Origin of the sequence: Nitrososphaera sp. (assembly GCF_037447015.1) — an archaeon.
Taxonomy (GTDB): domain Archaea; phylum Thermoproteota; class Nitrososphaeria; order Nitrososphaerales; family Nitrososphaeraceae; genus Nitrososphaera.
Genome location: NZ_JBBIHK010000004.1, coordinates 55,391 through 81,228, shown reverse-complemented (window position 1 = coordinate 81,228; position 25,838 = coordinate 55,391). Strand labels below are relative to the sequence as shown.

The window sequence follows — 25,838 nt, the reverse complement described above, 5'->3', positions numbered from 1 at the left end:
CGTAGTAATCGGTACGTTATCTTTATATATAAAAAATGGAACGCTTCAACTAAGAAACTAGTATGGAGCTAATCCAGATCTCCAACGTAAGTAGCAAGAATGTTGCGGCGAGGAAAACAATCAGGTTCACGCAGAGCATCTGCCCCGACTGCAACATGATACTTGACGCCGAGGTATTTGAAAGAGACGGCAAGGTGTTTATGAGCAAGACCTGCCCGACCCACGGCGAGACGGAAGAGCTCTATTTCGGCTCTTATGAAATGTACAAAAAGTTCAGCACGTACTGGATGGATGGCAAGGGCGCCCAAGCTCCAAACGTGATGATAGACAAGTGCGCCTGCCCAAACAACTGCGGCCTGTGCACCAACCACCTTTCGCACTCTGGCCTCTCCAACATGATAATCACCAACAGGTGCGACCTGACGTGCTGGTACTGCTTCTTTTACGTCAAGAAGGGACTGGAGGGCGCTTACCTCTACGAGCCAAACCACGAGCAGGTAAGGGCCATGATGAAGACGCTCAAGGCGGAAAAGCCGATAGCCGGCAACTCTATCCAGATCACAGGCGGCGAGCCGATGCTCCGCGACGACATCACAGAGCTGATAAAAATAATGAAGGAGGAGGGCGTCGACCACGTCCAGCTCAACACCAACGGAATAAAGCTGGCCATGTCGCCAGAGACCATGAGGCAGGTCCGCAACAGCGGCGTCAACAACCTCTATCTCTCTTTTGACGGCGTCACGCCCCGGACGAACCCCAAGAACCACTGGGAGATCCCATACACGCTGGAATCTGCACGCAAGTGCGGCATGACAGTCGTGTTCGTCCCGACCGTGATAAAGTCGATAAACGATCACGAGCTGGGCGGCATCATACGCTTTGCGCAAAAGAACATGGACGTGGTGCACGCAGTCAACTTCCAGCCGGTGTCGCTGACTGGCAGGATGGGCAAGAAAGAGCGCGAGAAATACCGCATCACCATCCCTGACTGCATCGAGCGCATCGAGGAGCAGACGAACGGCGAGATAAGCAGGGACGCCTGGTTCCCGGTGCCCTCGTGCATGCCCATGACCAGCATCATCGAGGCGTTCAGCAAAAAGCCCAAGTACGAGCTGTCGATACACTTTGCATGCGGCGCAGGCACCTACGTCTTTGAGGACGTGCAGACAAGGAAGCTGACTCCGCTCACCTCGTTTGTGGACATCAAGGGCGTGCTGGAATACTTTGAAGAAAAGGCTGACGAGATCAAGTCCGGCGCCAACAGGTACTGGACCATGCTTGAAGTCGTCCGCAAACTAAAGACCTTTGTGGACAAGGACAAGCAGCCGCACGGCCTCGACCTTGCCAAGATGTTCTCGAGCATACTGCTCAAGCGCAACTTTGACTCGGTCGGCAACTGGCACGTGAGGTCGCTCTTCCTTGGCATGATGCATTTCCAGGACAAGTACAACGAGGACCTGGAGCGCCTCCAGAGGTGCGACATCCACTACCTGACGCCAGACCTGAGGATCATACCCTTCTGCGCCTTCAACGTCATCCCGGAGTGGTACAGGGACAGGATACAAAAGAAGTATTCCATCCCTGTCGAAGAGTGGGAGAAGGCCCACGGCCAGACGCTTGAAGCGGGCCTCTACAGGGGCCTGATGAGGCGCGGCAAGCCAGAGGCACAGATGGGCTGCGCCCTGTCAGAGATGCACAGGGAGGCCGCGATGGCAAACGACGACCACCGCGGAGTGGAACTGCGCAACGGCATGGCCGGTGCGTAAAAGCACTTCTCTATCTCTCTCTTTTTCGCTTTTATTTTACAATCTCTGTCTTAGCAGGTGGCGTTGCTACTGATGCTTTCAGAGCCCTTTATTATCGCCAGGGCCCGCCTTCCCTTTTCGGTTATCGAGTAGACTGTGCACGTGCCTGCAACCGCGCAAACCTGCACCAGGCAGCACCGCGTCAGCATGTCCACATGCCTGTCGACTGCCTTCCAGTCCATCCCGACCTCTTTTGCCAGCTGCAGCTTGTTCCGTGGTTCTTTTGCCAGCAGCTCTAAAAGCCTGGCCCTTGTGGGCCCGCCGCGCATCCTGACTAGGAGCTCAAAGGCGCTGCATTCAAGGCCGCTTTCGGTCCACTTTTGGCGCACCACGCCCCGCCAGCAGTCTCTGCCGAGCATTATCGTTGTTGTTGCCGTCGTCTCTATGCCGAACTTGCGCGCCTGCAGATACTGCATCTGCCCGATCTGCTTCACTTCGGCCCTTTCAGAAGCAGAGCGGTAGTCTACAAAAGCTGCGTGGGTGAGGGTGAGGGCAGTGAAAACCGCAACGACGATGCTCATCGTCTTTGCTACGCTCAAGCTGGTCATCCGAGCCTGTCTTGTATATGGTATGCTTAGAATAAAAGGATTGATCCTACCGTTTGGACAAAACGTTAAATACTCTGGTCTCCAAGCACCCGCCTTACCATGGCTCTGCTGTCTGTGCTTTGTCCTCACCTGCACAATCACCCTTTTGTATGCAATGTTGTCAAGCTCTAGCGTCACGCACTTGTCGCGGTTTGAAAGCGCGTAAAATATCCTGCCCCTGTCCTCCTCTGTAAAATCGTAAAAGTGGCCGGCGTAGTAGCGCGGTGGAAGCGAGGTCCCTCCTATCCTTGTGCCCTTTATTTTCTCGACCCTTGCCGTGCTGACGCTCTTTATCGACGCAAGGGGGACCTCCATCCTTCTCCTTAGCGAGGCAAATTTGGCGACCTTGCCGCCAGGCTCTATTATCAGGCTCTTGCCCTCTATCTTGGCGGTAACTGAAACCACGTGTGCTTTCTAGCCCCGTGCATGCAGCCGTGCACACAAGACGCGATTATAACATTTTTAACATCTGGCGCTGCAAGCCTCTTGCAAGAAAGACAACATGAACCTCCAGCAATGGTGCCAGCTTGACGAGCGGATCTATGTCGCCGAATCGGACGAGCGCTTCAAGCAGTACGCCGGCCTTGCGTACAGCGAGCAGGTGATAAAGAGGCTGGCCGAGCTAAAGAGCGCCAGCGCGCAGCTGTTTCTTGAGAATTTCAAAGAGCCCCGCGAGCTGTACCTGTCTTCTATAGAGGCCATAGCCGACTCGTCGACAAAGGCGCTTGAGCTGAAACTTTACAGCCTGCGCAACAAAAAGGTGGTCTCTTCAAAAGCAAAGTTTGCCGGCTCGCCTGTCAACTGGAGCTCGTGGCGCCAGTTCAACAGCGCAGAAAAGGACGAAAGAAAGCGCAAACAAGTATACGACGAGTTTGTTCGCAAGACCAGCTACCTGTCGCCCGTGATAGAGGCGCGCTTTGACGCCATCGCAAAGGCGTATTCCGAGCACTCTGGTGGCAGCGGCGGCAAAAAGAGGCTTGGCCCCCTTGACGGCTATCTGGAGAACGAAGGGCTGTCGTACTCGCAATTGATGGATTTTGTAAAGGGGATGGGCGGCCAGGCGAAAAAGCCTTTCCAGAGGGCGCTTGCAGAGATGTCTGGCAAAGTCCTGGGCCGGCCTGCCGAGTACTATGACGACTTTTATTTTTTCAGAAACCGCGTGTATTCGGACCTTGAAAAGCACTTTGCGCACATTGACCCGCCGGCGCAGGTAAAAAGGACGCTTGCGGCCATGGGCTTTGACCTTTCCCGGATCCACTTTGACACAAAAGACAGGAAGGACAAGTACCCCTCGCCGATCTGCTTTTTCGTCCATGTGCCAAACGACGTGCGCGTCCTGTACAAGAGCGAGAGCCCGTACTTTGACCTGCAGGGCTGCTACCACGAGATGGGCCACGCCACCCACGCCACGTCGATAGACCCTGCGGCAGAGTACTGGGACAGGTACGGTTTCCCGATGGGGGTCGCCGAGATCTTTTCCATCTTTTTAGAGCGCCTCACCAAGAACCGGCGCTATTTGAAAAAGTCGCTTGGCGTGACCGCCGCCGATGATGATGATGACAAGGTGCTCGACGAGTTGCAGGCGAGGAACAATTTCATGGAGCTGTACTTTGTCACGTTTTACACTGCAAACTCGCTGATGAAGGCCGAGTTCTGGCGTCGGCGCCTTTCAATGGACGGGGCAAGCAAGCTGTACGCCCGGCTTGCCCGGCAGTACACAGGGCTTGACATCCCCGGCGAATACTGGATGCTCCACCACATCCTGCCTGACGCCATAATGTACGTGCCGTCGTACCTGCTTGCCGCAGTGAGGGCGGCAGAGCTTGAACGGCACCTGCAGGACACGTTTGGCGAGGACTGGTGGGAGGAAGAAGGGGCCGGCAGGCGCATAAGGGAAATAATGCGGCCCGGGGCCAAGATAGACCTGTCTGCCTTTTCCAAGATGGATTCAAGCCTGTTCATGAAAGAGATAACATCTGCAGGTTAAGTGGGAAAGAGAAAAAGAAAGTAAGACACCTGTTTACGCGGTAGAGAAGTCTTATATAGAAATATCCTCTACCCGGACGCTGCTTAAATGACACTGGCAGAAACCATTGAAAAAATAAAGGACGAGCTGAACAACCTTCAGGACCGGACAGGGGTTCCGGTCAAGGTGATTCTGGATCTGGTCGCCTTCCTGCTCCTCCCCGGCAAGGCGACTGCGACAAAGCTGGGCAAACTCGGGCTCTTGATCAAGGCAATCGCCGACTCTGTGGAGGCAGTCGTCAAGAAGGGAAGCAGCAGGTTCACTCCTGCACAGTCGACTCTGGATCTGTTCAATGAATTCATCGCAAGCCACCCGAACTTTCCCTACAGCAAAAAGTACAGCACAGTGACCTGGTACTACAATGCCAACATGCCCCGGATCGGGGGGACGTCGAACCAGAATGCCGGCGCCATAACTTTTGAAGATCGCATATATTTCGGCAGCAGGCCCAAGCGCACCGTGAGCGACATCTCTGCAATGTTCCACGAGTTTGTGCATACTATGCAGTACCGCAAGCACGGCCAGGTGGTCTTTGCTGCGGTGTACGTCGGCAACTACCTTTGGAACCTCATAAAGGAGCAGTTTGATTCGGTGGCCGCGTACGGCGACATCAAGTTTGAAAAGCAGGCGTACGACTGGGACAGGCGCTTTGCAGACTGGCTCAACAGCAGGAGCAGCTTTGCGCCTGACGAGAATAGGAACGCCTGAAAGAAAGAGGAGAAATCCTCTTTTTTATCTGGCTAGCGTCCGGCGCGGCGGCACCGCCTGTACTTGACGCTCGTTAAATTTTAAAGAAAGGCGCCTGGCCGCTACCGCGATCAGGCGCAGGCTAGGCGGCAGGCACATGCGTACGGGGAAGGCGGCCGCGCCTGTTCTCTAAAAGACGACACCCACAGCCGCTTTCTGCTCTTTTGGCAGCTCGCGGTACCCGTCCTTGTCTATGATGACTACGTTGATGTTGTCGCCTGTTCCTGCGTTCCTGCGTATTGCGGCGGCGATGGCGTGCATTGCGACTTTGTACGCCTCGTTGACGCTCAGGCCCTCGCGGTATTCTGATTCCAAGTAGCCGTATGCCACCGGCGAGCCGGAGCCTGTCGAGATGAACTTTTCAGTCGACATCGAGCCAAAGAGGTCCAGGTTGTAGATCTGGGCGCCCTCCTTCCGGGTGAACCCTGCCATTATCAACTGCACGTAATACGGAAAGTAGCGGTTGTTGAACAGAATGTTGGAGCAGAGCCTGGCAGCAGACTTGACCGGTATCGGCTCCTTGTTCTGCAGCCTGTAAATGTTGGCGTTGTAGCGCATCGTGTCCACAAGGTTCTGTGCGTCTGCGACACCGCCTGCGATGGTGAGGCCGAGGTGGTTGTCTATCCTCTGGATCTTCATCACGTGCCTGTCTGCGATGAACAGGCCGGCGCTCGCTCTGGTGTCTGCCGCAAGCACCACCCCGTCCTTGCAGGTGAGGGCGCAGGTAGTGGTTCCCTTCTTTATCTGTTCAGCGATATATTCCGGGTAACGGTTATCATGAGGATGCATCTCTGACGGAGAAAAGCGCCCCGACCTGACTTAAACCTATCTGCTCGTTTTATATTGTCCTCCGTGCAATTTCTGCACGGATTGGCCGATAACGACAGCAGTAGCGGCAGCCAGCCGAGGACCGTGTTTGAAAAGATATGGGACAGCCACGTAGTAGTCCCGCCAAGGGAAGAAAACGGGCCGTCTCTTTTGTATGTTGACCGCCACCTGGTGCACGAAGTCACGTCGCCCCAGGCGTTTGACGGGCTGCGCATCAACAAGCGCCGCGTGCGCCGGCCGGATCTCACTTTTGCTACAATGGATCACAACGTGCCCACAAGCGACCGCTCGCTCCCCATCGTGGACAACATCTCTGAAACCCAGATACGCGTCCTTGCAGAGAACTGCAAAGAGTTTGGCATTACGCTCTACGATATGCACAGCCCCGACCAGGGCATCGTGCACGTGATAGGGCCGGAGCTTGGCCTCACGCTCCCGGGCACCACCATAGTCTGCGGCGACAGCCACACCTCCACGCACGGGGCGTTCGGCGCGTTTGCTCTGGGCATTGGTACAAGCGAAGTCGAGCACGTGCTTGCCACGCAGACCCTGTGGCTTGACAAGCCCAAGACGTACGCCGTGAACTTTGAAGGCAGGCGGAGGAACCCCCACGCAGTCACGGCAAAGGACATGGTGCTCTACCTGATACGCACGATAGGGACGGCAGGCGGCACCGGCTCTGTGTTTGAATACCGCGGGCAGGCCATTTCAGAGCTTTCGATGGAAAACCGCATGACGATCTGCAACATGTCCATCGAAGGAGGCGCAAGGGCCGGCCTTGTCGCCCCGGACGAAAAGACGTTTGACTATGTGCGGGGCAGGCGGTTTGCCCCCAAGGGGGAAGAGTTTGAAAGGGCGGTTGCGCGCTGGAAAGAGCTTGCGACGGACGCAAACGCCAGATTCGACAAATCGATAACGTTTGACGTGGGCTCGCTGGCCCCGCAGGTCAGCTGGGGCACAAACCCCGGGATGGTCGCAGGGGTGGACGAGGCAGTGCCGCACCCTGACGAGTTTGCCGGGGGTAACGAGAACGAGCGCAAGGCGGCAGTGCGCGCGCTAGAATACATGGCGCTTGAACCCGGCACGCACATGACAGACATCAAACTAGACCGCGTCTTTATAGGCTCGTGCACCAACTCCCGCCTTGAAGACCTGGTGGAGGCGGCCCTTGTGGTCAAGGGCCGCAAGGTGTCGCCGGAAGTGCGGGCGATGGTGGTGCCAGGCTCACAGCAGGTCAAGGCCGCGGCCGAGCGGATGGGGCTTGACCGCGTGTTTCGGGAAGCCGGCTTTGAGTGGCGCGAATCAGGCTGCAGCATGTGCCTTGGCATGAACCCTGACATCCTGGCGCCGGGCGAGCGCTGCGCAAGCACCTCAAACCGCAACTTTGAGGGCCGCCAGGGGTCTGGGGGCAGGACGCACCTTGTCAGCCCCGTGATGGCGGCAGCCGCGGCGATAAAGGGCCGTTTCGTCGACGTAAGGGAGTGGCTCTAGAGAGGATGGAGCCCTTTACCGTGCTAAAGAGCAGGGTGGTGCCCCTTGACAGGGTGAACGTCGACACCGACCAGATAGTGCCCAAGCAGTTTTTAAAGCTGGTCAGCAGGGTGGGCTTTGGCCAGTACCTGTTCTACGACTGGCGCTTTGATTCCAGCGGAAAACCGAGGCCAGATTTCGTGCTCAACGACCCCAAATATGCTGGAAGAAAGATACTGCTTGCCCGGGACAACTTTGGCTCCGGCAGTTCAAGGGAGCACGCCGCGTGGGCGCTGCTTGACTTTGGCTTTAGGGCAGTCATTGCGCCTTCCTTTGCAGACATATTCTACAGCAACTGCTTCAAGAACGGCATCCTCCCGGTCAGGCTGGCGCCGCAGGAGGTCGACTATTTGTTTGAAAACAGCGACCAGCTAGAGATCGAGATCGACCTTGCCAGGCAGACCGTGAGCGCCGGAGGCAAGACCATGCATTTTGAGGTAGACCCTTTCCGGAAAAAATTGCTGCTTGAAGGGCTGGACAGCATCGGCCTGACGCTCCAGTACGGGGGCGAAATATCGAGGTACGAGCAGGAGCGGCAGGTGTCCCCGCCGCCGGACGCCTCTGTTAAAAATAACAGCTGACAAGATTTTTATCTAAACGCCGCGCCAGCTCTATTGCTATCATATCCTATGGCAGGCATTGTGGCCATCTACAACCACGGGCACGAGTCCAACAAGGCGGTGATCTATTATCTTGCCCACGCCATGCGGATGCTCCAGCACCGCGGCAAGGCGTACTGGAAGATGATGGTCGGCCCCAAGTCGATAGGCGCCGAAGGTTCGCTGCCCTCAGACGAGGTGATACTGAAGATGGCCAGCAGGGAAAAGCTGGCCGGCGCCTCCGGCATCGGCCACCTGCTAAAGAGGTCGCCGCCATTCCCGAGCATGAACAGCATGCAGGCCGCCTTTGACGGCTTTTTCGTCGACACGGAGAAGCTGCATCTGCACCCGTTTGTAGGCCCGGCGCGCGACTCGGACTCGCTCTTTAAAATCTATTACATCTTTACGTCACTTCTCTCAAAAAACCCTGAGAGGGCAGTCGAGTTCCTCGACAGGCATTTGCGCGGCAATCTGGTGGTCAGGCTGCCAGACAACGACAACAACGGTGGTGGCGGTGGCGACATCTTTGCCTACCGGGACAGCACCGGCTTCAAGCCGCTTGTCGCCGCATCACGCAAAGACGGGGCGATAAGCATCATTGCCTCTGAAAACTCGCTTAGGACCTCTCTGCCTGACATGGAGTTTTCAGAAGTAAGGCCGGGCCAGCTACTACGCATGAGCGGTGGCGGCAGCGGCAACAACAAAAAAAACAACGGCAACAACAACAGTGGCGATGGCATACAGGTCGCCGCAACGAGCCACGACTCCAAGCTGATGATGGACCCGTTCGAGTTCATCAGAGAGTCAAACGTCGTCGCCACACTGGGCGGCAAGAGCATCTACTCCATCCGCAAGGGGATAGGGCGAGAGCAGGCCAACTTTCTCTCTGTCGACCTGGGCGTGCGCGACCTGGACTCGGCGTATGCAGAGCCGGACTATACCCGCCCCATGGCGCTCGGCTTTGGGCTGGAGTACCGCCGGCACTCGGCCAAGTTTGATTTTGCAGAGGGCGTCATCAAGGACAGGTACGACGACTCGGACAACATGATAGACTTTTCAGAGCAGGACAGCAAGAACAAGCTGCTCACGACGGGCCGCTCGCTCAAGTTCGTCATGCAACCCCTGGTGCAGGGAAGGAACATCGCCACGGTGCAGGGCACCATTCAGACGAGCGCCACTGCCAGAGAGACGATATACTATCTGCGCAACGCAGGCGCCCGGCGCATCGACGTTGTGGTAAGCTATGTTCCCACAGTTGACGGGCGCCAGGTGGGCCTGTACACGCACAACCGCGAGCTTGTTGCCAACAAGTACGTGGGCGAAGTCTCGTCCATAGACGCCCTGAACGGCCTGATTGCAAAGGAGCTTGGCGCAGACGCGGTCTATTACAACTCGCCTGCCGTCCTTGCAAGGGGGATCGGGATGCCGGAGCACAGCCTGTGGTTCCCCGAATGGGTAAGGTTCCTTGATTACAAAAAGTGACATCGAGCCGGGGAGGATAAAGGGGCCTCCTGTCCGCTCGCAGGTGCTTCTTTCAGGGATGCAGAACGTCGGGGGCTTTATAGTAAAAAGAGTGGAGATGCGGCAGTACGTGGAGCGCCAAGACGACAGGCTGGGCGACTATTCCCTCCTGACCGTTGTGGTGGAGACGGACAGGGGCTCGGTTGAGATGAAATACGACGAGGGGTTCAGGGGGCCGGACGCGCTCGAGTCGGCCGCGTCGCTCCTTGCAAAGTATGTGGGGCTGTCTGCGCTGATAAACAGGGCGCTTATAGAGCTGCTACAGCAGTAGCTTCTCGGCCTCTGACAGGCGGGAGACGCGCACCGGCCAGTCAAAGTCGCGGTTCCACGGCTGGTCAAAGAGTATCGCGCTCTTGGGGGCCGTGATGTCGACCAGGTTCTTGGGGGCGTCGTCTATCAGGATGTCAAAAGGGTAGCTGGCCTTTGGCACCGCGTCGTAGATAAAGAGGAGGTCGTCTGCATAGACGCCGTTTGCGTCCAGCCACTTGGCAACGTACGCGGCGGTCGGCCTCTCCCGCTTTGTGATGATGGATATGCGGTAGCCCTTTTTGTGCAGCCTCTTTGTGACTGCGCCGATGCCCGGCTCGGTGGGCGGTATCTCCTGCCACCTTTTCTTCCAGACGTGCGTGAAATACCTGTAGACCTCGTCGGGCGTTATCGGGAGCACGGTGGGTATGTCCCACCTGGTGATGTCCTGCTTGGTTATCGAAGCGTTCCTGCGCCGGTTGTACTCGTCTGCCCAGACCAGCATCACGTCTGCAAGGACCGAATCGACGTCTATTGCAACTGTCTTGACTGCTGGCGAGACTCCTGATGACAAAGCAGGTGAGAGAGATTTCCATTTTGCTTTATTTATACGGTCGCAGCCAGCTGCCGCCGCGTCTGCCTCGCCCCCCGACCAGCTGGCCGGCCGGCGGGCAAGTAAGTGAGAGGCATATGGTGCAGGACTGCTTTTATAGCGCCTGTAAGAATGTTATATGTGAATCCACAGGCGGCCGCATACTGGTGCTCTCACGAGGTTCTTGCGGGCCTTGGCGAGCCTACCATGCAGTCGCTCGTCTGGCACATGGCCAAGGCCGGCGTGCACATGGCGCCTGAAAACTTTGACATGCGGGCGTTTGCAGCGGCACTCCACGACCTTCTTGGCGGCGGCGCCGACGTGATACTTGACCAGGTGGCCAAAAGCATGGCCCGCAGGCTGCAGGTGCAGGTGGCCGAGCCGGGCCTGCCTGCGCTTGAAAGGATAACAAGGATCATGGAGGTCGCCCAGAAAGCGCAATGAGTGAGCCCGATGATGATCGACGCGTCCGACACTGAAACGGTGCGCAAGAGGCTGTATGCCACGATTCTGGTCGCGGCGGCCGGCATGGGCCTTCTGATGCTCTTTGCAGGTGAGGTGGGGCAGGAGAGGCCGTTTGTCACCAACTGGACGATAAACGTCACAGCCTCGGCCGCAGCCGCGCTTGCCGTGCTGGTGTCTGTGCGCCAGGGAACCCGGGGCCTTTACGGGAGCGCGCACGCGGCGCTTGCCGCCGGCCTAGTTCTCTGGCTTACCGCCGAGCTCCTCTGGACCCACTATGAGCTGGGCCTTGGCATCTCTACCCCGTTCCCATCGGCAGCAGACGCTCTCTGGCTTGCCGGCTACCCGCTGATAGCCTACCACCTTGTCAGAGTTTACCGCTTTTTTGGCCGGGGCAGGCCCGCGCTTGCCGCCGGGCTGGCTATTGCATACTCGGCCTTTGTGGCGTACCTCTCGCTTGCTGTCGCGACGACGACTGCGGCCACTGTTTCTGCGGAAGATGTGCAGGGAGGCGGCGCCGGCGATGTCATGCGGCTTGCAGTCTCTGTAGCCTACCCTGTGCTTGACGGGGTGCTGGCCGTGCCTGCCATACTGGTGCTTGCGAACCTGAAGGGGGGCAGGTTCACGTCGACGCCCTGGGCCCTGCTCTCGTCTGCCCTGCTGCTCGTCGCGCTTGCAGACAGCGGCTTTGCCTACCATGCCGCCGCCGGCCTGGAGGGCCAGATATGGGTGTGGGACATTTTCTTTAACGCCAGCTATGTGGCAATAGCGGCGACGCTGTTCTGGCACCACCGCTTCTTTATCTTTGACAAGAACAAGCTGAAAAAGATGTGGCAGTGGGAGAACCGCTAGGGGTCTGCGTGTCCGGCGACGACGTGCCAAAAGCCGGTTCCGCTTGCCACACGCCGGCCTGCGTCTGCCTTCCCGGCCCCACTCCGTCACCCCCCAACCGCCAAACAGCAGGCTGCATTTTTTACGCCATTTGGACATAAGGAGTAATTGATCTCTATGGGGGAGCAGCATCAGATGGTGGTCAGAAACGACGGGTTTGTGTGGGTAGAGATTCCGCACCCCTCGCGTGACACGATGGCAGAGCTTGGGCGCAGCTTTCCCTTCCACGAGCTGAACCTGGACGACTGCCTGTCCAAGATCCAGATACCCAAGATAGACCGGTACCCAGACCACGTGTTCATAATCCTGCACTTTCCAGTCGTCGAACACGGGAGCGTGGTCAGGAGCGGCCAGCTTGCCGTCTTTATGGGCGCCGGCTACCTGGCCACGGTGCACCAGGACGAGCTCAAGCCAGTGTCTGACATATTCCCGGCGTGCGCCGCCGGCGACCCAAAGCAGAGGCAGGAGCTGATGGGCAGGCCGGCCGGCTACCTGTTCCACAGCCCCGTGGACGCGCTGGTGGACGACATGCTTGAGATGGTGAAAAAAGTCCGGGGCAACATCTCTGACATTGAAGAAACCGTGTTTGACGAGCGGCTGTCTGCAGCCAAGGAAGTGTCGTACCTGCGCCGGCAGACGATGGCGCTTCGGCGCATGGCAATCGACCTGAGTGCCACCCTGCAAGAATTTGGCACGCGCGACATCCAGAGGTTCTCCGGCGACGAGGACCTCGTGCCGTACTTTGACGATGTCAAGGACCACCTAGAAAGGGCCGTGCGGGCGCTGGAGGAGGCGAGGGAGACTGTCGAGATATTCAAGGACACCGACTTTATGCACGGGGTCGACAGGTCGAACAAGATCCTTGCGGTGCTGACGATAATATTCACGCTGTCGATGCCTGCCACGATACTGAGCTCATTCTACGGCATGAACACCGACCTGCCGTCTGTGCAGGGGATTCCATTTGGGACGCTTGCAGTCGTGGTCGCCGCGTCGCTTTCGGCGGCGGCCTGCATGTTCGGGTACTTTCGCAGGCTAAAGTGGATATGATCTTTTGCTTGCTTGGAATGAAAAAATAAGAAGAGGAGCCGTCCCCGCCAGCGCATCGTCGGCCTGTGCAGCTCAAAAGCTGGTAGAGCCGCCTGCGGCGTACGGGCTCCCATTAATTTCGAGAACCTCGTCAAAGTCGTTGATCGTCTTGAGCGTCTTTAGATCAAGCTTCTGGGTGACTACGATCTTGGTCCCGCCAAGGTAAAAGCCGGGTGCCATGCCTGTCTCGCGGACAATGTGGTCACGTATCTCTTCAAGGTTCTGCCCCTTCTTTATGATTATCTCAAGTGTGTATATGTTGTCCTTGCGGTTCTCTTTCTGGTCAAAGATAAGCCTGACTACTAGGAGAGGGTTCACCTTTGAAAAGACGGCCCTGATCGCATTGTCTGCCTCGGAAAATTCCTTTATGACATCCTCTACCGTGCTCATTTTGTGAAAGTGGCCTCTGAAATTTAAAACAGTTATTCTGCTGCAGATCTTTTTGTTTATTGGAAAGTATTCGTGGAAAAACCGTTTAAGCCATTTTATTTGCTTACTCTGGCAATGTACACTTGTTAACGGGGTCTGTAGCCAAGTACACGTATGAAGATGATGAATCCTTGTCTACGCAACAGGCGGTCGCAAGTTTTCGCATTCGACTCTGTTTTAAATAACCCCTCACCTGCAAAAAATCTGCGCCAGTTGGCCCGTGCTGGCGTTGAATTACATGGTTAAAATATGTCTGACTAGAAGCAAATACTAGAATTTTTTAACCCGCCCGACCGTGATGTTCTCAATGGCTAAAACCAGCCTCAAATCTCAAACGTTACCCCTGTTAGTAACTATCATTATTGCCGTCTCGGCAGGTGCGGGTGTAGGTACGTGGACTCTCGTTAGCGTGTCATGTATGATTATACGCCCCGCCGTTTGCGACATTACTAATTGGCAATCGCTTGTTCTTGAGGGCATGATGTTTGGCGGCGGCCTCGGTTCATTCTTTTACTTTCTTCAAAGAAAGAACAGTGAGCGAATTGAAAAAATAATTGAGAATATCGACGAGCGCGACACAGCAAGAAAGAAGTTTTGGCTCGGCAGGGCACATAGCCAAGTGAAATCAATTATTGACATGCATTACTTTGCGATCTCATGTTGCCAGAAAACCTTGAACGACGACGGCAACCAGTCTGTCATGAATGAAAAAGCTAATTTGAAAGCCCAATATGTGAACTTAGAATCGTGGTACATACCTCAGTTAGATCGAGCGATGACGCAAGTTGCTGTACTTGTAAACCCTGAATTTTACGATGATATTAGTCATAACAACTACGACCCCTTCAAATCTATGATCAGTAAAGCTCTCGATAATCTTGGTGATAAAGACAAAACGCAAGATACTATCAGGCTAATCGAAGAGCGTATTTCAGTTTTCAAATACTTCGTAGACCGAATAGAGAAAGAAATGCCGGCCAACAAGTTGTAGTTTTGCGTCCGCCTTAAGTAGCGTTTGATGACGCCACCTTTGATTGGTATTCAAAGGCGTTTTCAACTGCCTTAACTAGAGCTTGTTCGGATACGAAACCGTAACCGTAGTATTGATAATCTTTTGTGCACATAGCCAACTCTGCACGCCATACTCTTACCTCGTCGCCTCTTAGATCTAATGTCTGCCCGTGAATTGCAGCCTTGTGGCCGTTAATGTAGACAATTTTCGCATTATTATCGCTGACCCATTTTTCAAACCAGCTATCGCAATCAAAATTTTTCTCTGTAGATAATGGTACAGTTAGCAATTGGGCTGTTCTCGCATGCTTACGGCGTCAAATTCGCTTGTTTGAGCAAAGATTGAAAACGCCGCGATAAGAACAACGCCTGCGACCATGCCTGCGATAACTGGCAGGTAAATACTATTGTCAGTCAATGGCGTATTGTAATAGGCTGATAATTTTAGGCTTTAGTATCAGAAAACTACGCCGGCATCATTGCAGCTTTTCGCCCGCCGCTTCTAATTGAATTACTTCTTGTTACTCTATCGTATTTTGTGTTGTTCTATCGTATTGAATCACATAATTTGTTACCGTTCTAGCATGAATAGGTGCTAGCGGTAGCACACTGTCACGCGCAATCTTTAAAATGCAACCACGTCGCAAATATCAAAGGCAGGTGGGGGGCCAACTCGACCAAACCGCTGCATGGCGGCCATGCATCGAGAACCACCTGCCTTTTACGTCAAATTACCGTAACTTACAGCAAAGTGTGATAATACCTCATAATTAAGGTATACGGTAAGTATACGGTAGGTAAGCGTACCTATACCGAAGATATGCTACGATGCATACCCTCTAGGTAAGGTGCCCTAGCCGTTAAGAACCTCATTGCTGTTCGCTTTACCATGACTGACGTTGAACGACTAATTTGATTGAAAATTGAACGGTCGAGAGGTGACTAGCCCATTGTTCTAAAGATCAGATAAATGAATTGGCAACGACAAAAGAAGATATTCTTAGTTCTGTTATATTTTTTATTTTTAATAAGATATAGCTCGCCAGCTTTTCGATACCTGCCCCAATAAGCCTAGCCAGCAAGCTCGCCAACACGTTGAGCACAAAGTCGTCGCTCATTATAACATCTACGCGCAGCGACCCTTTAAATTTGACCCTGCAGCGTGCGTTAAATATGTGAATATACATGAATTATGCGCGAAACCGTAGAAGACCCGTTAGCAATAAGAATATTGTGAACCAAAAAGAAGATGCGGGGTCTTCTTACATCATTTTTGCTATAGCTCGGCAATGCCAATTGCCGAGTTATGCCAAAAAAGCTAAATAGATCGCATGCGTTTTGCTGTATGAATGTTTACTTGCCAAAAGTGCGGCCGAAAGATAAAGACTCTGTACGAAAGGGTCTTTGGCGAAAAGCCGCATTATGAACCAAGTGGCTACTACTGTGCAAAATGCCGAATTTTTTACGACGCCAAAACAAAGCAGGCATCGCAGGCTATCTACAGTGTAGCAGCAAATAGTGAAGACAAAACAAAATCAGCAAAAAACTCGTTCGGGGTCGTCGTACTAGCGCAAAATGAAGTAGCTGCCTTGCCTTTCAGCGTCGCTGACGCAGCGCATGCGGTCGCCGCACAAAATGCATGCGAAAGCGAGCAAGAACGCATACGAAGATGGTGGGGCCGGCCGGATTCGAACCAGCGACCTCCAGCGCCCGAGGCTGGCATCCTGCCAAGCTAGACAACGGCCCCTCCCGTCCGTCTTCTTCTGTCCCATTTGCTGGGCGACCGTATTATATTCTCTTAGTAGGCGTGGTTGTCGTTCTTGTGCACTTTGAGCTCCTTAAAGCTGGAAAACGCCCTGTTGCACTTGTCGCATTGCCACTGGTTCGCCTTGGCATCGCTGTAACTCCGGAATACCTTCCGCCCGACCTGGTACATCTTGGTCAGGTGGTCATACATTATCGGGTTGTGGTTGACCCTGTACTTTATGCTGCTCATAAAGCTGCCACGGTTCAATTTGTCTCATCGTTTAAAAAGACTGCGGTTATATTTTATAGAATTCTTCTCTGTACGCGAGCTTTTTTCCTTCACGCCGCAGCCATGTGCCAATGATTTTTTCTCTCTACTTGCCGCCCGCAGCAAAGTCCATGCCTCCTCCGCCGCCATGATGAGCAGACGACGGCTGTTGCTGTTGCTATTGCATCGACCTGTGGATCATTGCCACAAAGGCTGCGAGCGCGGCCACCACGAGCCAGCCGGAATACATGAACAGGTACGCTACAGGACCCTGGGCGGCGCCGGCAGCCATAGCCGCGTCGCCTGCAGCGCGCAGCGCAAGCGCGGCCACAACCATCAGCACGGGCGCGTGGCTGAACCTTTCAAACCTGACTGCCTTGCCTGTTATCGGCGGGAGCATCAGCGGCAGGTAGAGCGCGATGGTGATCCCGACAAACCCGACGGCTGTAAAGTGGATGGCAAGGTCGTAAAGGACAAAGGCCGGCTCTGCGCCTGCAAAATAGAGGACGCCCATCGCCGATCCTGCAAACAGGAACGCAAACGCAAGCCGCGCATAGTTTGTGGTGTATAGGTAGCGCGCCTTTTTCTCGCCAGAGATGAGCCTCATTATCTCGCTGTTGTCAAAGCCGCCAAACACATAGAGCGACGACGCAAGCGCGCCTGCGCAGGCAAGGAGTACGAGGCCCGACCCAACGGCAAGCTCGTGGCTGCTGCCGTCGCCGGTCATCGCAGCCAACGCGCCAAGGCCGGCCGCAGCGACTGCAAGCGCCGCAGAAGCAACGCCCGTCTTTTTCTTTGGCCTGATAAAACCGAGGAACGAAGGCATGGTCTTGTACTCGACGCCAAAGATCATGAGGATTGGAAAGAGCAGAGAATGGGGAAAAGACGACGGCGTCTGCCCCTCCCTGACAAGCTGGGTTACTGCAAGTACAAGCATGGCGCCTGCCGAAGCCGCTATGAACCAGTCTGCCATGCCGAGCAGCCTCGGCCTGACCCTCATCGACCAAAAGACGGCGCCTGCAAAAATCCCCACTCCTGCCACCTTTGAAGCAGACGCTGCCGTGTCGTATGTGCCTGCGCCGCCAGAGAGCGCCGATACGACCTGCAGCGCTATCGATGTCAGGACGAGTGCAAAAGACGCGTAGGCTATTTTTCTTGGCGACGGCAGGACTGCATTCCTAAAGCGCGGCACTATCATGTAGCCTATGCCCATGACAAGCAGCGTGAGGAACCCGTCCACCTGGAACGTCCTGTGGAGCGAAAAGGCGCGGGCGTCTACGAAGGGCAGGCCAGCGCCAAAGAGCAACATCATCCAGACTGCGCCTGTGGCAGTCCCTGCAAAGACCAGGACGACTGCGGCAACTACAAATGGCTTGCTTGCCGCGCTGTCTTTTGATGATGATGACGACGCCCCGATCATCGCTTTACATGCAATCTTCTCGGTGGCCTATTTGATGCTTACAAGTGGTGGCTGTTAACGGCAAGAACGATAGATTGTACCGTAATAGAAACTACTGACACCAGCTAGTGTCCATAACAAGAAACCTTTTATAGAGTGGACTCTAATAGCGGGATACAGCCAACCCCTAACGAATGTCACGTGCAGCCGGGCCCGAAAGTCTCTGGATGAGTATGGCCCGGCCTTCTCATAAATGCGGCTCTCTCTTGGGAATGCATGTTGAGCTAAAGTCTCTCGGCCGGAGCCTGCGCTCTGCTAATTGCGCTTTGCCGTTTTCTCTTGCCGCAGGAACATGACCTCGCAGTCGCCGGAGCAGAAATGGTGCACCCTGCCTTTCATCTGGACAGATATTGGCTCCTCGCAGGGCTGGCCGCAGGTATCGCAACGGCTGCCATTTGCCATATGACCCGGATATGGTGTGGCTGCTATTTCCCCTTTGCGCACTGCTCTCCTCCGGGGTAAAGATTTCTTGACATGCTCGACTAAAAGTGAAAGTTGCGCTTGCCTGCCATCATACATGACAGCGAGCCTAGAACAGGTAGAAAAGCACGTCGGCGTGGTGGCAGCGGCGCCAACAGCAACACCGACAGTGACGATGACGCCTGACGAGGCGGCGTTTTGCAGCCAGGTGAACGCCGATCTGCAAAGCAGGGGCCTGAACGCACACTTTAACTACATACGGCGCAAGAGCACGGGCGGATTCGAGTTTGACCTGGCAGAGAACGAGGACACCGAGAGGTGCCTGGACGTGTTTGACCGGGTGACTGCCACCGGCTGGCTCAGGTTCCTCAGTGAAAGGAACATCGCCTTTACCGAGTAATCCTGCGGCGGCTTTTTAGCCGTACATCGACCCTAGCGCCCTTTCTACCTCTTTTTCGTCCAGTCCAAAACGTATCTGGGCCGCTGCATTGCCCGCCTGCTTTGGGAGCAGTAACGGCGGTGGCGCCTTGCCCTGGGCGGCGGTGGTGGTAACGGCAACATACAGGTCCGACGCCTCGACAAGGACAGCCCTTGCACTGGCGTTCCACCCTGGCACCCTGCCATTATCCTGCCTTGCAAGCGACACCAGCTCGCCAAGGGCAGCAAGTGCCAGCACCCTGCACTTTTGCAGCCGCTGCTTTGCAGGATTCGAGTCTGCAAGCGACGGAACCAGTGAGCATATCTTGTACTGGTACTCGTCAAGGTTCTTGGCGATGCCAAACGCCTCGCCAAGCGCAGGCAGGTTTTTCCTGGCCGCCCTTGCGTCTATTGATATGCCCTCAAAGACACCGCGCAGCGGAAGCACGGTGAAATCTGGCGCAGACACGCCGTCGCCGGCCAGAAACCTCTTGCAGGGGTTCCCGAGGCTCCTCATTATTGCCGCAAGCAAAGACGATGATGATGATGGTGACGATGACATCCTCTGTCGACATCATGTATGAAATACGGCCAGGTACAAGTATGTTTGCAGGCTTAGCTGCTGTCTTCTGGCAGCGGCAGGCTGCCTGTCGCATTGCGGGTGGCGTTTGACACCACCTCTTTTGCCTCGTTGGTGGCATTTTGCACCAGCGGGTTGGAGCCTACGGTCTGGATGCCGGACCACACGCCAGAGACAAACGTGCCCAGCCCAAGACCTATCACGGCAAGAACTGTGGCTATCACTATGACCCATGTGATAAGCCCCATCGTTATCCATTCCCAGCGATCACTTTAAAGAATTTTGGAGGCAAAATCCAGTCCTGCCGTCTCTGGCAGAGTGGAACCTCCTATCCGCAGGTTCCCTTAACTCTGGACACGCCGTAAAATTTACGAACGTACAATGGATTCTACAAACGCAAAGTACCTAGTGCTTGCAACGCTAGTCGGTTTTGCCATTGTCAGCCTGGCAACGGCCCCGGTTATCGCTGCAGCACAGACAACATCCAACGACAACGGCAACGACAACGGCAACGGCAACAGCAACAGCAGCAACGACAATAACGGCAACAAAAACAAAACCTCTGGCCCTCTGGAACAGGCGGGCAGTGCGCTCCAAAACGCAAGCAAATCGATCACCAAGGGATTGCAGAATGCAGGGAACATAGTACAGGAAGGGATTTCAAACGTAACTTCCGGAGGCAATAACACTGGCAGCACAGACAACAACAATAACAATAACACTCAAAGACCTTCCACCACAGGCAGCAGCACAACAACCCGTTCCGGATCTGCAGGCACGACTGGAACCACAACAGGCTCACAAGGAACTACCGCAGCATCTTCGCAGAACAGGGCGCAGACAACAGCCGGCACCGCTAACGGCAGCGGCGACTTTGCCCTCAACCTTTCGCCAGCGCCGGGGGCCAACGCAACAGTCAGCATTGACTCAAACGGGCTGGTCCTCGACAACTTGAACGTCAAACAATCAATGTCAAACTCCAACACCGCCAAAGTCACCATTGACGCAGGATTTCTGGTGAACGGCACCACGTCGGGCAGTAGCAGCAGCTCCGGGACAACATCCGGTACAACCTCTGGCATGACTTCTTCTTCTAACAGGACAACAACCGGAACTACAGGCGGCGGCGACAATAACGAAGGCTCGTCTTCTGCAACAAGCGGCTCTAGGTCGGGCGGCAGTGCAGGAAGCACCAGCTCTTCAGGAAGCAATGTCACGCGTTCTGGCAACACAGGCACATCGTCAGGTACGACGACTTCCGGCGGCAGCAGCGGCTCGACTGGCAGCAGCGGAACCTCTACCCTGGGCCAAACCATAACCGGAAGCTCCGCCAGAAACGACACCTCGAGCAGCTCTGACGACAGATCCAGCTCCTCTGGTAACGGCACTGGCAGCAGCTCTTCTGCTTCTGGCAGTACCGGCAGCAGTGCGGGCAGCAACATGACAGGCTCTACAACCAGCAACAGGTCCTCAACGAACAACAACACTTTGAGCAGCTCTGGCACAGCATCCGGCAACACCCCGTCCTCCTCGTCATCTTCGTCAGGCATGACTTCAAGCTCTGGAAGCGAGAGGGCGACGACAACAACAGGAACCGGCTCTGCAAGGAGCGGCTCAACTGGCAGCGCAGCAACCGGCAGCAGCAGTGGAGCAGCGACAACGTCTCAGCGCCTCACACCGCAGGTATCTAACGGCGAGTTCTTTACCGTGGTGAACCTCCAAGCAGAGCGGGGTGCGACTGCGAAGGTGACCATACAGGGCTCGGGCATGACGGTGCAGGGCACGGTGGTTGACCACATGATGCAGGGCAACGACAGGTTCCACGTAACGATCGAAAGCACCTTCATAGTCACAGGCAGCCAGGTCAGCAGCGGGCCATCCACTACGGCATCAGGTGCCACTGCCGGAACGACGACCGGCGGCAGCAGCGGTGCAGTAGCCGGTGGCGGAGTGACTACTGGCACGCAGCAGGCAAGGCAGCAGGCAGAAGGCGCGCAGATCAGCGTGAACCCGACGTCCGGGCCGCCAGGGACTCAGGTGACCGTCGACGGCACAGGCTTTGCAGCAAGGGAGAAGGTGAGCGTCTACTTTGACGGCCTGCCTGCGACGACATCTCCTGAGCAAGTCGAGTCAGACCCGTCAGGCGGCTTTACGGCCACGATGAGCGTACCTTCGACCTCTACAGGGATGGTAGATGTGCTTGCCGCAGACATGTTTGGCAACGCCGCGATAACGAGCTTTAACGTGACAAGCTCGTCGTCTCGTGCCAACGCGACATCGACGATGTCGGGCGCTACAGCAGGAACGTCGACTGGTAGCAACGCCACAACAGCAGGGAACGCAACATCAACGGTGACAACAACCGGCAATGCCCAGATCATGGTCTCGCCTACCGGCGGGCTCTCTGGTGACATTACAACAGTAGTCGGCTCCGGGTTCCAGCCAAGCTCGCGCGTAAGCGTAGAGCTTGACGGCACTCAGCTGATAACTGCGACCACGGATGTCTCCGGCCAGTTCACCGCGCAGGTGACCATACCCACAAGTGCTCAGAACGGACAGCGGACGGTCAGCGCAACGGACTCGGCAGGCAACACTGCGTCGGCATTCTTTACCGTGAACCAGTCGCTGACAGAACTGATGAGCAACTCGACCAGCAGCAGCTCTACCGCCGGCACGGCCGGATCTGGGGCTGCCTCCGGTGGTATCAGCAGCAACAACGCCAACACAGCACCGGGCGGTCAAATAGTCGGCAGCACGAATAACAACAACAGCAGCAACTCGTCGTCGACGACAACAACGACGGGCAGCAACTCTACAAACTCTGGACGATAGGAAGAGAAATAGTGATGCCGGCTGAACAACCGGCAACCCCTCCTCTTTTTCTTTTTTCTTCTTCTACCTCTTGCATTTTACTAGGTTCTGGTTGCCAAACTTGATTATCTCGACGAGCTCCTCGCGCTCAAGCCTCTTGACCAGACGCCACGCCGTGCTCTTTGGCAGCGCAAACCTGTTCCTGATGTCTGCGAGCAGCACCTCCCCGCCCTTTTCCACGACATACCTTATCACCTGCCTGTCGTCGTCGCGGAGGTACGGCTTTTGCATAAATGCTCTTTCCAGGTCGAACAGTGGCTGCCGCTGCCGCAATGGTGGTGATGAAGCCGTTTCCTTTTCTCCTGTTGCGACATTGTTCTCTTCTTCTTGCCGTTGGCTCTGTATGGACTCTTTCTTCTTTTCCTCATCTTCTCTGGCGCTCTGAATGGCGGCCGCAGTAGTGGTCCTCCGGTACAGGTACATGCCTGCCGGCACGGCGCCGATTGCCACTGCAAGCACCATCAGGAGCGGGTCGGTCCTGCTGGCAGCCGCCACCTTTGCCTGCACCGCCATGTTGAGCGCCTCGTCGTACCCTCCATACGAGTACTTTTCTTGGGTGTGCCTCAGGATCTCCTCGACGTCTGACACGTCTATGCCAAGCGACTTGGTGGCCCTCACCGAGGCCGCAGCCTGGTCCATCGCCCTGCTTGCCGCAGAAGCGGTCCTCTGCGCGGCGTGCGCCACGCTCGTCGCCTCGTCTGCCAGCTCTTTTGCAAAGACGTACCTGCCGTCGTCGAACGCGCCCCTGGCCTGCCGCAGCAGGTCGTCAGCCTCGTTCACCACGATGCCCCTGCCCCGGTACTGGCTTACCGTCTTGCTTGCCTGCTCCAGCGCGCTGGCCGCGCTCTCGTAGCCTGTGACTGCCGCCGAGGAGTGGTTGCCGGTTATCCTGACAGAGCTGGTTCCTGACGGCACCTGTATCGCAAGCGCCCTCTCGCTGCTGGTTGCAGTCTCAGAGTAGGCGGCCTTGTATCCGTCAGCAGTCACCCTGAACGGGGCGTCTGTCCCGCTGCCGGATTTAGAGTCGATGAGCGCCCTGTCCAGCTTGATCCTCAGGGTATCGTCGGTTGGCGCCTGTATGCTGACTGTGAGGCTGTGCGAGCCGGGCAGGAGCTCTGCAGCCTCTACCCTGCCGCTGCTCAAAAACACGCTCTTTATGCCAGAGGCAGGGTCTGTAAAGTCGACCTTGATGCGCCTGGCTTCAGCTGCGGAGGCGAGCAGGATGTCTGGCTCGACACTTATCTGGCCTGCCATGCCTGCTGTGCCTTTGTCAAAATAGTCGTACCTGCCAGAAGTACTGCTGCCAGAGAAGGTGAACTGGAACATCTCCCCCGTCCTGAGCAGGGTCGAGTTGTAGAGCATGCTGCCGTCGCCTGCCGAGTAGATGCTCACGGCATGCACCCTGTCGTCGGCGTTCTTCCAGACGACGGTGGCCCCTGCGCCGACCCGCAGGTCTGCCGGCACAAAGCTGTCCCTCGTTATCTCTATGTAGCATACCTTTTCGTCGCAAACGGCCGGCTCGTCGGCCTGCGCCTGCGCAAAAGATGATGGGACAACAGGGCTGAAAGAAAACAACAGCAAAAGAAGAACGGCGATAATCATGGCGTTGACGAATGGCAGCGGCTGCAGCAACAGCCTGCCTGCGGACCTTGCCTGCATGTTTCCTAACATGTCGAACAAATATTTATCAGGTATGCAGACAGATCTTGCAAATATTCGACTCCTCTATAGGGTTCTTACAAAGGCAAAACTAGCTGTACTGTTATGCTGAAATCCATCAACTCTCAGGCGCCATTGGTATCATCGTCGCCGCCGCTTGTGTTCCTGGCCCTGCGCTCGTCGTGGTCGTCGTGCTCGTCTGTCTCTTTTGCAAGCGACCCCTTCCCCCCACCAAGGGCTATCTTGGTTGCCATGGTGGCAGCAAGCAGCCCGGGCTCCTGAAAGGACGGCACGATCATCGCCTTCAGTATGACGCTTCCAACCTGCAGGTCAGGCGCAAAGTGCATGCCCTGCGCAAGCCTGATCTTGGCGGATTCTTTTTCTATAGCCAGCTGCGCGTTGCTCCTGCGCCTGGACATGGCGACTATCTTTATTTAGGAACGCCACAAACGCAATGGCGGCAGACACTGCGATGACGACGCCTGTCGCCGTATCCGCCGAAGAAGACGATGTGCTGTACTGCGTGTACGGCCTGAGTACTTCTTCGATGTTCTTGCCAAGAATGGTGGCGGCTCCTCTGCGGCCTGCCTGAAAAGCGCGTTTGCCGCCGCAAAAAGAAAAGGGGTAGAGCAGGAGGGGGGAGGAGGGCGAAGATGATGAGGATAGTCAGTCGCTCCTGCTGCTAGTACTGCTGCCGCCTCTTTCTGCCGGTGATCCTTCTTGTGCGGCAACATCGCTGCTGCCCGCAGCAGGGGAGGGGGAGGCGCTGCTGCGGTAATCCTTGCTACTGCCGCCCCGGCTGCCTCTTCCTACGCCGTGCGACGACTCGCCCCCCTTTCTTCCAATCTCTGCCATGTGTTCTGGGCCGTACTTTTCAACGACTGCCTCGCCGCCCTTGCGGCCTGCCTCTGCCAGGCTCTGTGGGTTCCGGGCCCGGGCCTCGCCCCCCTTCCTTGCCACCCTTTCTCTGGTCTCGCGGTCTGCAGACGCCAGACCTCTGTTGTCATTGGCCATGGAGATATGGCGCATTTGGATTTTTAAAAAGGAACGACAGTCAGTTACTTAACTATGAGACATGGGCGTCTTACTGTCAAAAGGCACTCTAATTGCAGGCCGCTGAGTAAAGAAAGTTACCACACATCCTGGCCGGCGCCTGCGACTGACGGAGAAAATGTGCATACCCATGTCTGCAAAAGCGCTTTGTGCTTCTCCCCCTCCCTCTCACCGTGTATTCGTGTATCTCTTTATAATTTTAGCCGACATTCTTTTTGCATGTATTTGCACACCGTGAACGCAGGAGGGTGGGGGAGAGGAAAGAAACTGTTGCGGCTACCTCTGACAACATGGACAGACCGAGCAATCGCCGCTTTGTTGTTGCCGTCCTTGTTATTATTGCAGCCGCGGCGTCCTCCTCTTCTGTGATGTTGCGATTTTTATGCTATCGCCGTCATCATTACTGCATGCAGGCTCTGCTCAAAAGCCGGACGAAAGGATAGACGTGCGGGCAAGGGAAATAAGCGTCAACCTTCCCCTGTACGGCAGGACTCTCACCGGCTACCACCTCTATATCGTGTACTCTGATGCGGCAGGGAAAGAATTTGTATGCGAGGGCTTTCCCTTCTATTCTTCTGCCGGTCAGGTGCCATCCACGCACGCTCTCTTCTATGGCGCCCCTGGACTATTGACGCAGGGGCACTGCGGCTTTATGCGGGATGATGGTCCTGCCGCCGTCTATGGTGGAAACGGTGGGCCACTGCAGGGTCGTCGGCACTCTGTGACCGTCCTCTGGGGCAAAGGGGCAGGAGAGGCGTACCGGTGCTTTGAAGAAGAGACCGCCATGTTCAACGCCGAAAAGGTACCTTACCGGATGGCTACGGGCCCAAACAGCAACACTTTTGTCAGGACCATCCTCGACAGGTGCGGCGTCCCTGCGCTAAAGCCTGCAGGCGCCGTACCTGCGCCGGGGTGGGAGATCAGCCTAGTTCGTTGATTAAAGGAGTGCGTAAAGTTTGCTGGAAAAAGGAGAGAGCAGGCAACAATGGCCTGCCAAATGCA

At 55.8% G+C, this 25,838-nt stretch carries 28 protein-coding genes and 1 tRNA gene; 15 read left to right on the top strand and 14 right to left on the bottom strand.

Annotated features, from left to right (window positions below; genetic code table 11):
- Nucleotides 1-62: 62 nt before the first annotated feature.
- Entirely contained in the window at nucleotides 63-1,766 is a 1,704-nt protein-coding gene (gene tes, locus WKI84_RS02850) for a tetraether lipid synthase Tes (protein WP_337862010.1), read from the top strand.
- Between the two features lie 50 nt (nucleotides 1,767-1,816).
- Here tes and WKI84_RS02845 read toward each other — a convergent pair whose 3' ends face one another.
- A complete protein-coding gene (locus WKI84_RS02845; protein ID WP_337862009.1) occupies nucleotides 1,817-2,797 on the bottom strand; it encodes a winged helix-turn-helix domain-containing protein in 981 nt (326 codons plus the stop codon).
- A gap of 97 nt (nucleotides 2,798-2,894) precedes the next feature.
- On the opposite strand from WKI84_RS02845, the gene WKI84_RS02840 reads away from it, so the two are divergent.
- Nucleotides 2,895-4,379 carry a hypothetical protein gene (locus tag WKI84_RS02840; RefSeq protein ID WP_337862008.1) on the top strand — a complete coding sequence of 495 codons (1,485 nt, stop codon included), beginning with the start codon at nucleotides 2,895-2,897 and terminating at the stop codon, nucleotides 4,377-4,379.
- A gap of 87 nt (nucleotides 4,380-4,466) precedes the next feature.
- Nucleotides 4,467-5,126, top strand: coding sequence for a hypothetical protein (locus WKI84_RS02835; protein WP_337862007.1), 660 nt, complete (start codon nucleotides 4,467-4,469; stop codon nucleotides 5,124-5,126).
- A gap of 168 nt (nucleotides 5,127-5,294) precedes the next feature.
- Here WKI84_RS02835 and psmB read toward each other — a convergent pair whose 3' ends face one another.
- A complete protein-coding gene (gene psmB / locus WKI84_RS02830; RefSeq protein WP_337862006.1) occupies nucleotides 5,295-5,954 on the bottom strand; it encodes an archaeal proteasome endopeptidase complex subunit beta in 660 nt (219 codons plus the stop codon).
- Between the two features lie 81 nt (nucleotides 5,955-6,035).
- On the opposite strand from psmB, the gene leuC reads away from it, so the two are divergent.
- The 4 genes from leuC to WKI84_RS02810 are packed head-to-tail and all read left to right on the top strand — an operon-like array spanning nucleotide 6,036 to nucleotide 9,914.
- On the top strand, nucleotides 6,036-7,484 hold the full coding sequence (leuC, locus tag WKI84_RS02825; RefSeq protein ID WP_337862005.1) for a 3-isopropylmalate dehydratase large subunit: 1,449 nt from the start codon (nucleotides 6,036-6,038) through the stop codon (nucleotides 7,482-7,484).
- A gap of 5 nt (nucleotides 7,485-7,489) precedes the next feature.
- Nucleotides 7,490-8,104 carry a 3-isopropylmalate dehydratase small subunit gene (leuD, locus tag WKI84_RS02820; protein ID WP_337862004.1) on the top strand — a complete coding sequence of 205 codons (615 nt, stop codon included), beginning with the start codon at nucleotides 7,490-7,492 and terminating at the stop codon, nucleotides 8,102-8,104.
- A 48-nt stretch (nucleotides 8,105-8,152) separates the two neighbouring features.
- Entirely contained in the window at nucleotides 8,153-9,604 is a 1,452-nt protein-coding gene (locus WKI84_RS02815) for a hypothetical protein (RefSeq protein WP_337862003.1), read from the top strand.
- A complete protein-coding gene (locus WKI84_RS02810) occupies nucleotides 9,588-9,914 on the top strand; it encodes a hypothetical protein (protein WP_337862002.1) in 327 nt (108 codons plus the stop codon). Before WKI84_RS02815 ends, WKI84_RS02810 begins: the two co-directional genes overlap by 17 nt.
- On the opposite strand, the gene WKI84_RS02805 is transcribed toward WKI84_RS02810, so the two are convergent.
- A complete protein-coding gene (locus tag WKI84_RS02805; protein WP_337862001.1) occupies nucleotides 9,903-10,463 on the bottom strand; it encodes a hypothetical protein in 561 nt (186 codons plus the stop codon). The genes WKI84_RS02810 and WKI84_RS02805 overlap by 12 nt on opposite strands.
- 159 nt (nucleotides 10,464-10,622) lie before the next feature.
- Between WKI84_RS02805 and WKI84_RS02800 the strand changes: the two genes are divergently transcribed.
- The 3 genes from WKI84_RS02800 to WKI84_RS02790 all read left to right on the top strand — a co-directional run bounded on the left by WKI84_RS02800 (nucleotide 10,623) and on the right by WKI84_RS02790 (nucleotide 12,884).
- Nucleotides 10,623-10,925: a hypothetical protein gene (locus tag WKI84_RS02800; RefSeq protein ID WP_337862000.1), complete on the top strand. Its 303-nt coding sequence runs from the start codon at nucleotides 10,623-10,625 to the stop codon at nucleotides 10,923-10,925.
- 9 nt (nucleotides 10,926-10,934) lie between these two features.
- On the top strand, nucleotides 10,935-11,795 hold the full coding sequence (locus WKI84_RS02795) for a hypothetical protein (RefSeq protein WP_337861999.1): 861 nt from the start codon (nucleotides 10,935-10,937) through the stop codon (nucleotides 11,793-11,795).
- Between the two features lie 156 nt (nucleotides 11,796-11,951).
- Nucleotides 11,952-12,884, top strand: coding sequence for a magnesium transporter CorA family protein (locus WKI84_RS02790; RefSeq protein WP_337861998.1), 933 nt, complete (start codon nucleotides 11,952-11,954; stop codon nucleotides 12,882-12,884).
- 72 nt (nucleotides 12,885-12,956) lie between these two features.
- On the opposite strand, the gene WKI84_RS02785 is transcribed toward WKI84_RS02790, so the two are convergent.
- Nucleotides 12,957-13,313, bottom strand: a complete 357-nt coding sequence (locus tag WKI84_RS02785) for a hypothetical protein (protein WP_337861997.1) — start codon at nucleotides 13,311-13,313, stop codon at nucleotides 12,957-12,959.
- A gap of 346 nt (nucleotides 13,314-13,659) precedes the next feature.
- Here WKI84_RS02785 and WKI84_RS02780 point away from each other — a divergent pair, with 346 nt between their 5' ends.
- Nucleotides 13,660-14,343 carry a hypothetical protein gene (locus WKI84_RS02780; RefSeq protein ID WP_337861996.1) on the top strand — a complete coding sequence of 228 codons (684 nt, stop codon included), beginning with the start codon at nucleotides 13,660-13,662 and terminating at the stop codon, nucleotides 14,341-14,343.
- Between the two features lie 13 nt (nucleotides 14,344-14,356).
- Here the strand turns inward: WKI84_RS02780 and WKI84_RS02775 are convergent, their stop codons facing one another.
- The 5 genes from WKI84_RS02775 to WKI84_RS02755 all read right to left on the bottom strand — a co-directional run bounded on the left by WKI84_RS02775 (nucleotide 14,357) and on the right by WKI84_RS02755 (nucleotide 17,797).
- Nucleotides 14,357-14,653 carry a hypothetical protein gene (locus WKI84_RS02775; protein ID WP_337861995.1) on the bottom strand — a complete coding sequence of 99 codons (297 nt, stop codon included), beginning with the start codon at nucleotides 14,651-14,653 and terminating at the stop codon, nucleotides 14,357-14,359.
- Nucleotides 14,654-15,325: 672 nt separating this feature from the next.
- On the bottom strand, nucleotides 15,326-15,481 hold the full coding sequence (locus WKI84_RS02770; RefSeq protein ID WP_337861994.1) for a hypothetical protein: 156 nt from the start codon (nucleotides 15,479-15,481) through the stop codon (nucleotides 15,326-15,328).
- Between the two features lie 552 nt (nucleotides 15,482-16,033).
- Nucleotides 16,034-16,110 (bottom strand) — tRNA-Pro (locus WKI84_RS02765).
- 51 nt (nucleotides 16,111-16,161) lie between these two features.
- Nucleotides 16,162-16,377 (bottom strand): hypothetical protein, encoded by a 216-nt coding sequence (locus WKI84_RS02760; protein WP_337861993.1) that lies wholly within the window; start codon nucleotides 16,375-16,377, stop codon nucleotides 16,162-16,164.
- A gap of 178 nt (nucleotides 16,378-16,555) precedes the next feature.
- Nucleotides 16,556-17,797: a hypothetical protein gene (locus tag WKI84_RS02755; RefSeq protein WP_337861992.1), complete on the bottom strand. Its 1,242-nt coding sequence runs from the start codon at nucleotides 17,795-17,797 to the stop codon at nucleotides 16,556-16,558.
- A gap of 556 nt (nucleotides 17,798-18,353) precedes the next feature.
- Here WKI84_RS02755 and WKI84_RS02750 point away from each other — a divergent pair.
- Nucleotides 18,354-18,656, top strand: a complete 303-nt coding sequence (locus WKI84_RS02750; RefSeq protein WP_337861991.1) for a hypothetical protein — start codon at nucleotides 18,354-18,356, stop codon at nucleotides 18,654-18,656.
- Nucleotides 18,657-18,671: 15 nt separating this feature from the next.
- Here WKI84_RS02750 and WKI84_RS02745 read toward each other — a convergent pair whose 3' ends face one another.
- A complete protein-coding gene (locus tag WKI84_RS02745; protein ID WP_337861990.1) occupies nucleotides 18,672-19,235 on the bottom strand; it encodes a hypothetical protein in 564 nt (187 codons plus the stop codon).
- Between the two features lie 53 nt (nucleotides 19,236-19,288).
- Nucleotides 19,289-19,501 carry a hypothetical protein gene (locus WKI84_RS02740; protein ID WP_337861989.1) on the bottom strand — a complete coding sequence of 71 codons (213 nt, stop codon included), beginning with the start codon at nucleotides 19,499-19,501 and terminating at the stop codon, nucleotides 19,289-19,291.
- A 133-nt stretch (nucleotides 19,502-19,634) separates the two neighbouring features.
- Between WKI84_RS02740 and WKI84_RS02735 the strand changes: the two genes are divergently transcribed.
- Nucleotides 19,635-22,085, top strand: coding sequence for a hypothetical protein (locus WKI84_RS02735; protein ID WP_337861988.1), 2,451 nt, complete (start codon nucleotides 19,635-19,637; stop codon nucleotides 22,083-22,085).
- Between the two features lie 63 nt (nucleotides 22,086-22,148).
- Here WKI84_RS02735 and WKI84_RS02730 read toward each other — a convergent pair whose 3' ends face one another.
- Nucleotides 22,149-23,804 carry a hypothetical protein gene (locus WKI84_RS02730; RefSeq protein WP_337861987.1) on the bottom strand — a complete coding sequence of 552 codons (1,656 nt, stop codon included), beginning with the start codon at nucleotides 23,802-23,804 and terminating at the stop codon, nucleotides 22,149-22,151.
- Between the two features lie 104 nt (nucleotides 23,805-23,908).
- Nucleotides 23,909-24,202 carry a hypothetical protein gene (locus WKI84_RS02725; RefSeq protein WP_337861986.1) on the bottom strand — a complete coding sequence of 98 codons (294 nt, stop codon included), beginning with the start codon at nucleotides 24,200-24,202 and terminating at the stop codon, nucleotides 23,909-23,911.
- A gap of 35 nt (nucleotides 24,203-24,237) precedes the next feature.
- Here WKI84_RS02725 and WKI84_RS02720 point away from each other — a divergent pair, with 35 nt between their 5' ends.
- Nucleotides 24,238-24,375 (top strand): hypothetical protein, encoded by a 138-nt coding sequence (locus WKI84_RS02720; RefSeq protein ID WP_337861985.1) that lies wholly within the window; start codon nucleotides 24,238-24,240, stop codon nucleotides 24,373-24,375.
- A 74-nt stretch (nucleotides 24,376-24,449) separates the two neighbouring features.
- Here WKI84_RS02720 and WKI84_RS02715 read toward each other — a convergent pair whose 3' ends face one another.
- Nucleotides 24,450-24,797 (bottom strand): hypothetical protein, encoded by a 348-nt coding sequence (locus WKI84_RS02715; RefSeq protein ID WP_337861984.1) that lies wholly within the window; start codon nucleotides 24,795-24,797, stop codon nucleotides 24,450-24,452.
- Between the two features lie 421 nt (nucleotides 24,798-25,218).
- Between WKI84_RS02715 and WKI84_RS02710 the strand changes: the two genes are divergently transcribed.
- Nucleotides 25,219-25,773 (top strand): hypothetical protein, encoded by a 555-nt coding sequence (locus WKI84_RS02710; RefSeq protein ID WP_337861983.1) that lies wholly within the window; start codon nucleotides 25,219-25,221, stop codon nucleotides 25,771-25,773.
- Nucleotides 25,774-25,838: the final 65 nt, after the last annotated feature.

Bases quoted from the DNA above. Each gene is read 5' to 3' on its own strand.
- psmB (WP_337862006.1), bottom strand. From the start codon at position 5,954: ATGCATCCTCATGATAACCGTTACCCGGAATATATCGCTGAACAGATA.
- WKI84_RS02770 (WP_337861994.1), bottom strand. From the start codon at position 15,481: ATGAGCGACGACTTTGTGCTCAACGTGTTGGCGAGCTTGCTGGCTAGG.
- WKI84_RS02790 (WP_337861998.1), top strand. From the start codon at position 11,952: ATGGGGGAGCAGCATCAGATGGTGGTCAGAAACGACGGGTTTGTGTGG.
- WKI84_RS02750 (WP_337861991.1), top strand. From the start codon at position 18,354: ATGACAGCGAGCCTAGAACAGGTAGAAAAGCACGTCGGCGTGGTGGCA.
- WKI84_RS02715 (WP_337861984.1), bottom strand. From the start codon at position 24,797: ATGGCCAATGACAACAGAGGTCTGGCGTCTGCAGACCGCGAGACCAGA.
- WKI84_RS02735 (WP_337861988.1), top strand. From the start codon at position 19,635: ATGGATTCTACAAACGCAAAGTACCTAGTGCTTGCAACGCTAGTCGGT.
- WKI84_RS02780 (WP_337861996.1), top strand. From the start codon at position 13,660: ATGGCTAAAACCAGCCTCAAATCTCAAACGTTACCCCTGTTAGTAACT.
- tes (WP_337862010.1), top strand. From the start codon at position 63: ATGGAGCTAATCCAGATCTCCAACGTAAGTAGCAAGAATGTTGCGGCG.
- WKI84_RS02815 (WP_337862003.1), top strand. From the start codon at position 8,153: ATGGCAGGCATTGTGGCCATCTACAACCACGGGCACGAGTCCAACAAG.
- WKI84_RS02720 (WP_337861985.1), top strand. From the start codon at position 24,238: ATGGCGGCAGACACTGCGATGACGACGCCTGTCGCCGTATCCGCCGAA.
- WKI84_RS02840 (WP_337862008.1), top strand. From the start codon at position 2,895: ATGAACCTCCAGCAATGGTGCCAGCTTGACGAGCGGATCTATGTCGCC.
- WKI84_RS02745 (WP_337861990.1), bottom strand. From the start codon at position 19,235: ATGTCATCGTCACCATCATCATCATCGTCTTTGCTTGCGGCAATAATG.
- WKI84_RS02740 (WP_337861989.1), bottom strand. From the start codon at position 19,501: ATGGGGCTTATCACATGGGTCATAGTGATAGCCACAGTTCTTGCCGTG.
- WKI84_RS02835 (WP_337862007.1), top strand. From the start codon at position 4,467: ATGACACTGGCAGAAACCATTGAAAAAATAAAGGACGAGCTGAACAAC.
- WKI84_RS02795 (WP_337861999.1), top strand. From the start codon at position 10,935: ATGATGATCGACGCGTCCGACACTGAAACGGTGCGCAAGAGGCTGTAT.
- leuD (WP_337862004.1), top strand. From the start codon at position 7,490: ATGGAGCCCTTTACCGTGCTAAAGAGCAGGGTGGTGCCCCTTGACAGG.
- WKI84_RS02725 (WP_337861986.1), bottom strand. From the start codon at position 24,202: ATGTCCAGGCGCAGGAGCAACGCGCAGCTGGCTATAGAAAAAGAATCC.
- WKI84_RS02785 (WP_337861997.1), bottom strand. From the start codon at position 13,313: ATGAGCACGGTAGAGGATGTCATAAAGGAATTTTCCGAGGCAGACAAT.
- WKI84_RS02755 (WP_337861992.1), bottom strand. From the start codon at position 17,797: ATGATCGGGGCGTCGTCATCATCATCAAAAGACAGCGCGGCAAGCAAG.
- WKI84_RS02710 (WP_337861983.1), top strand. From the start codon at position 25,219: ATGCTATCGCCGTCATCATTACTGCATGCAGGCTCTGCTCAAAAGCCG.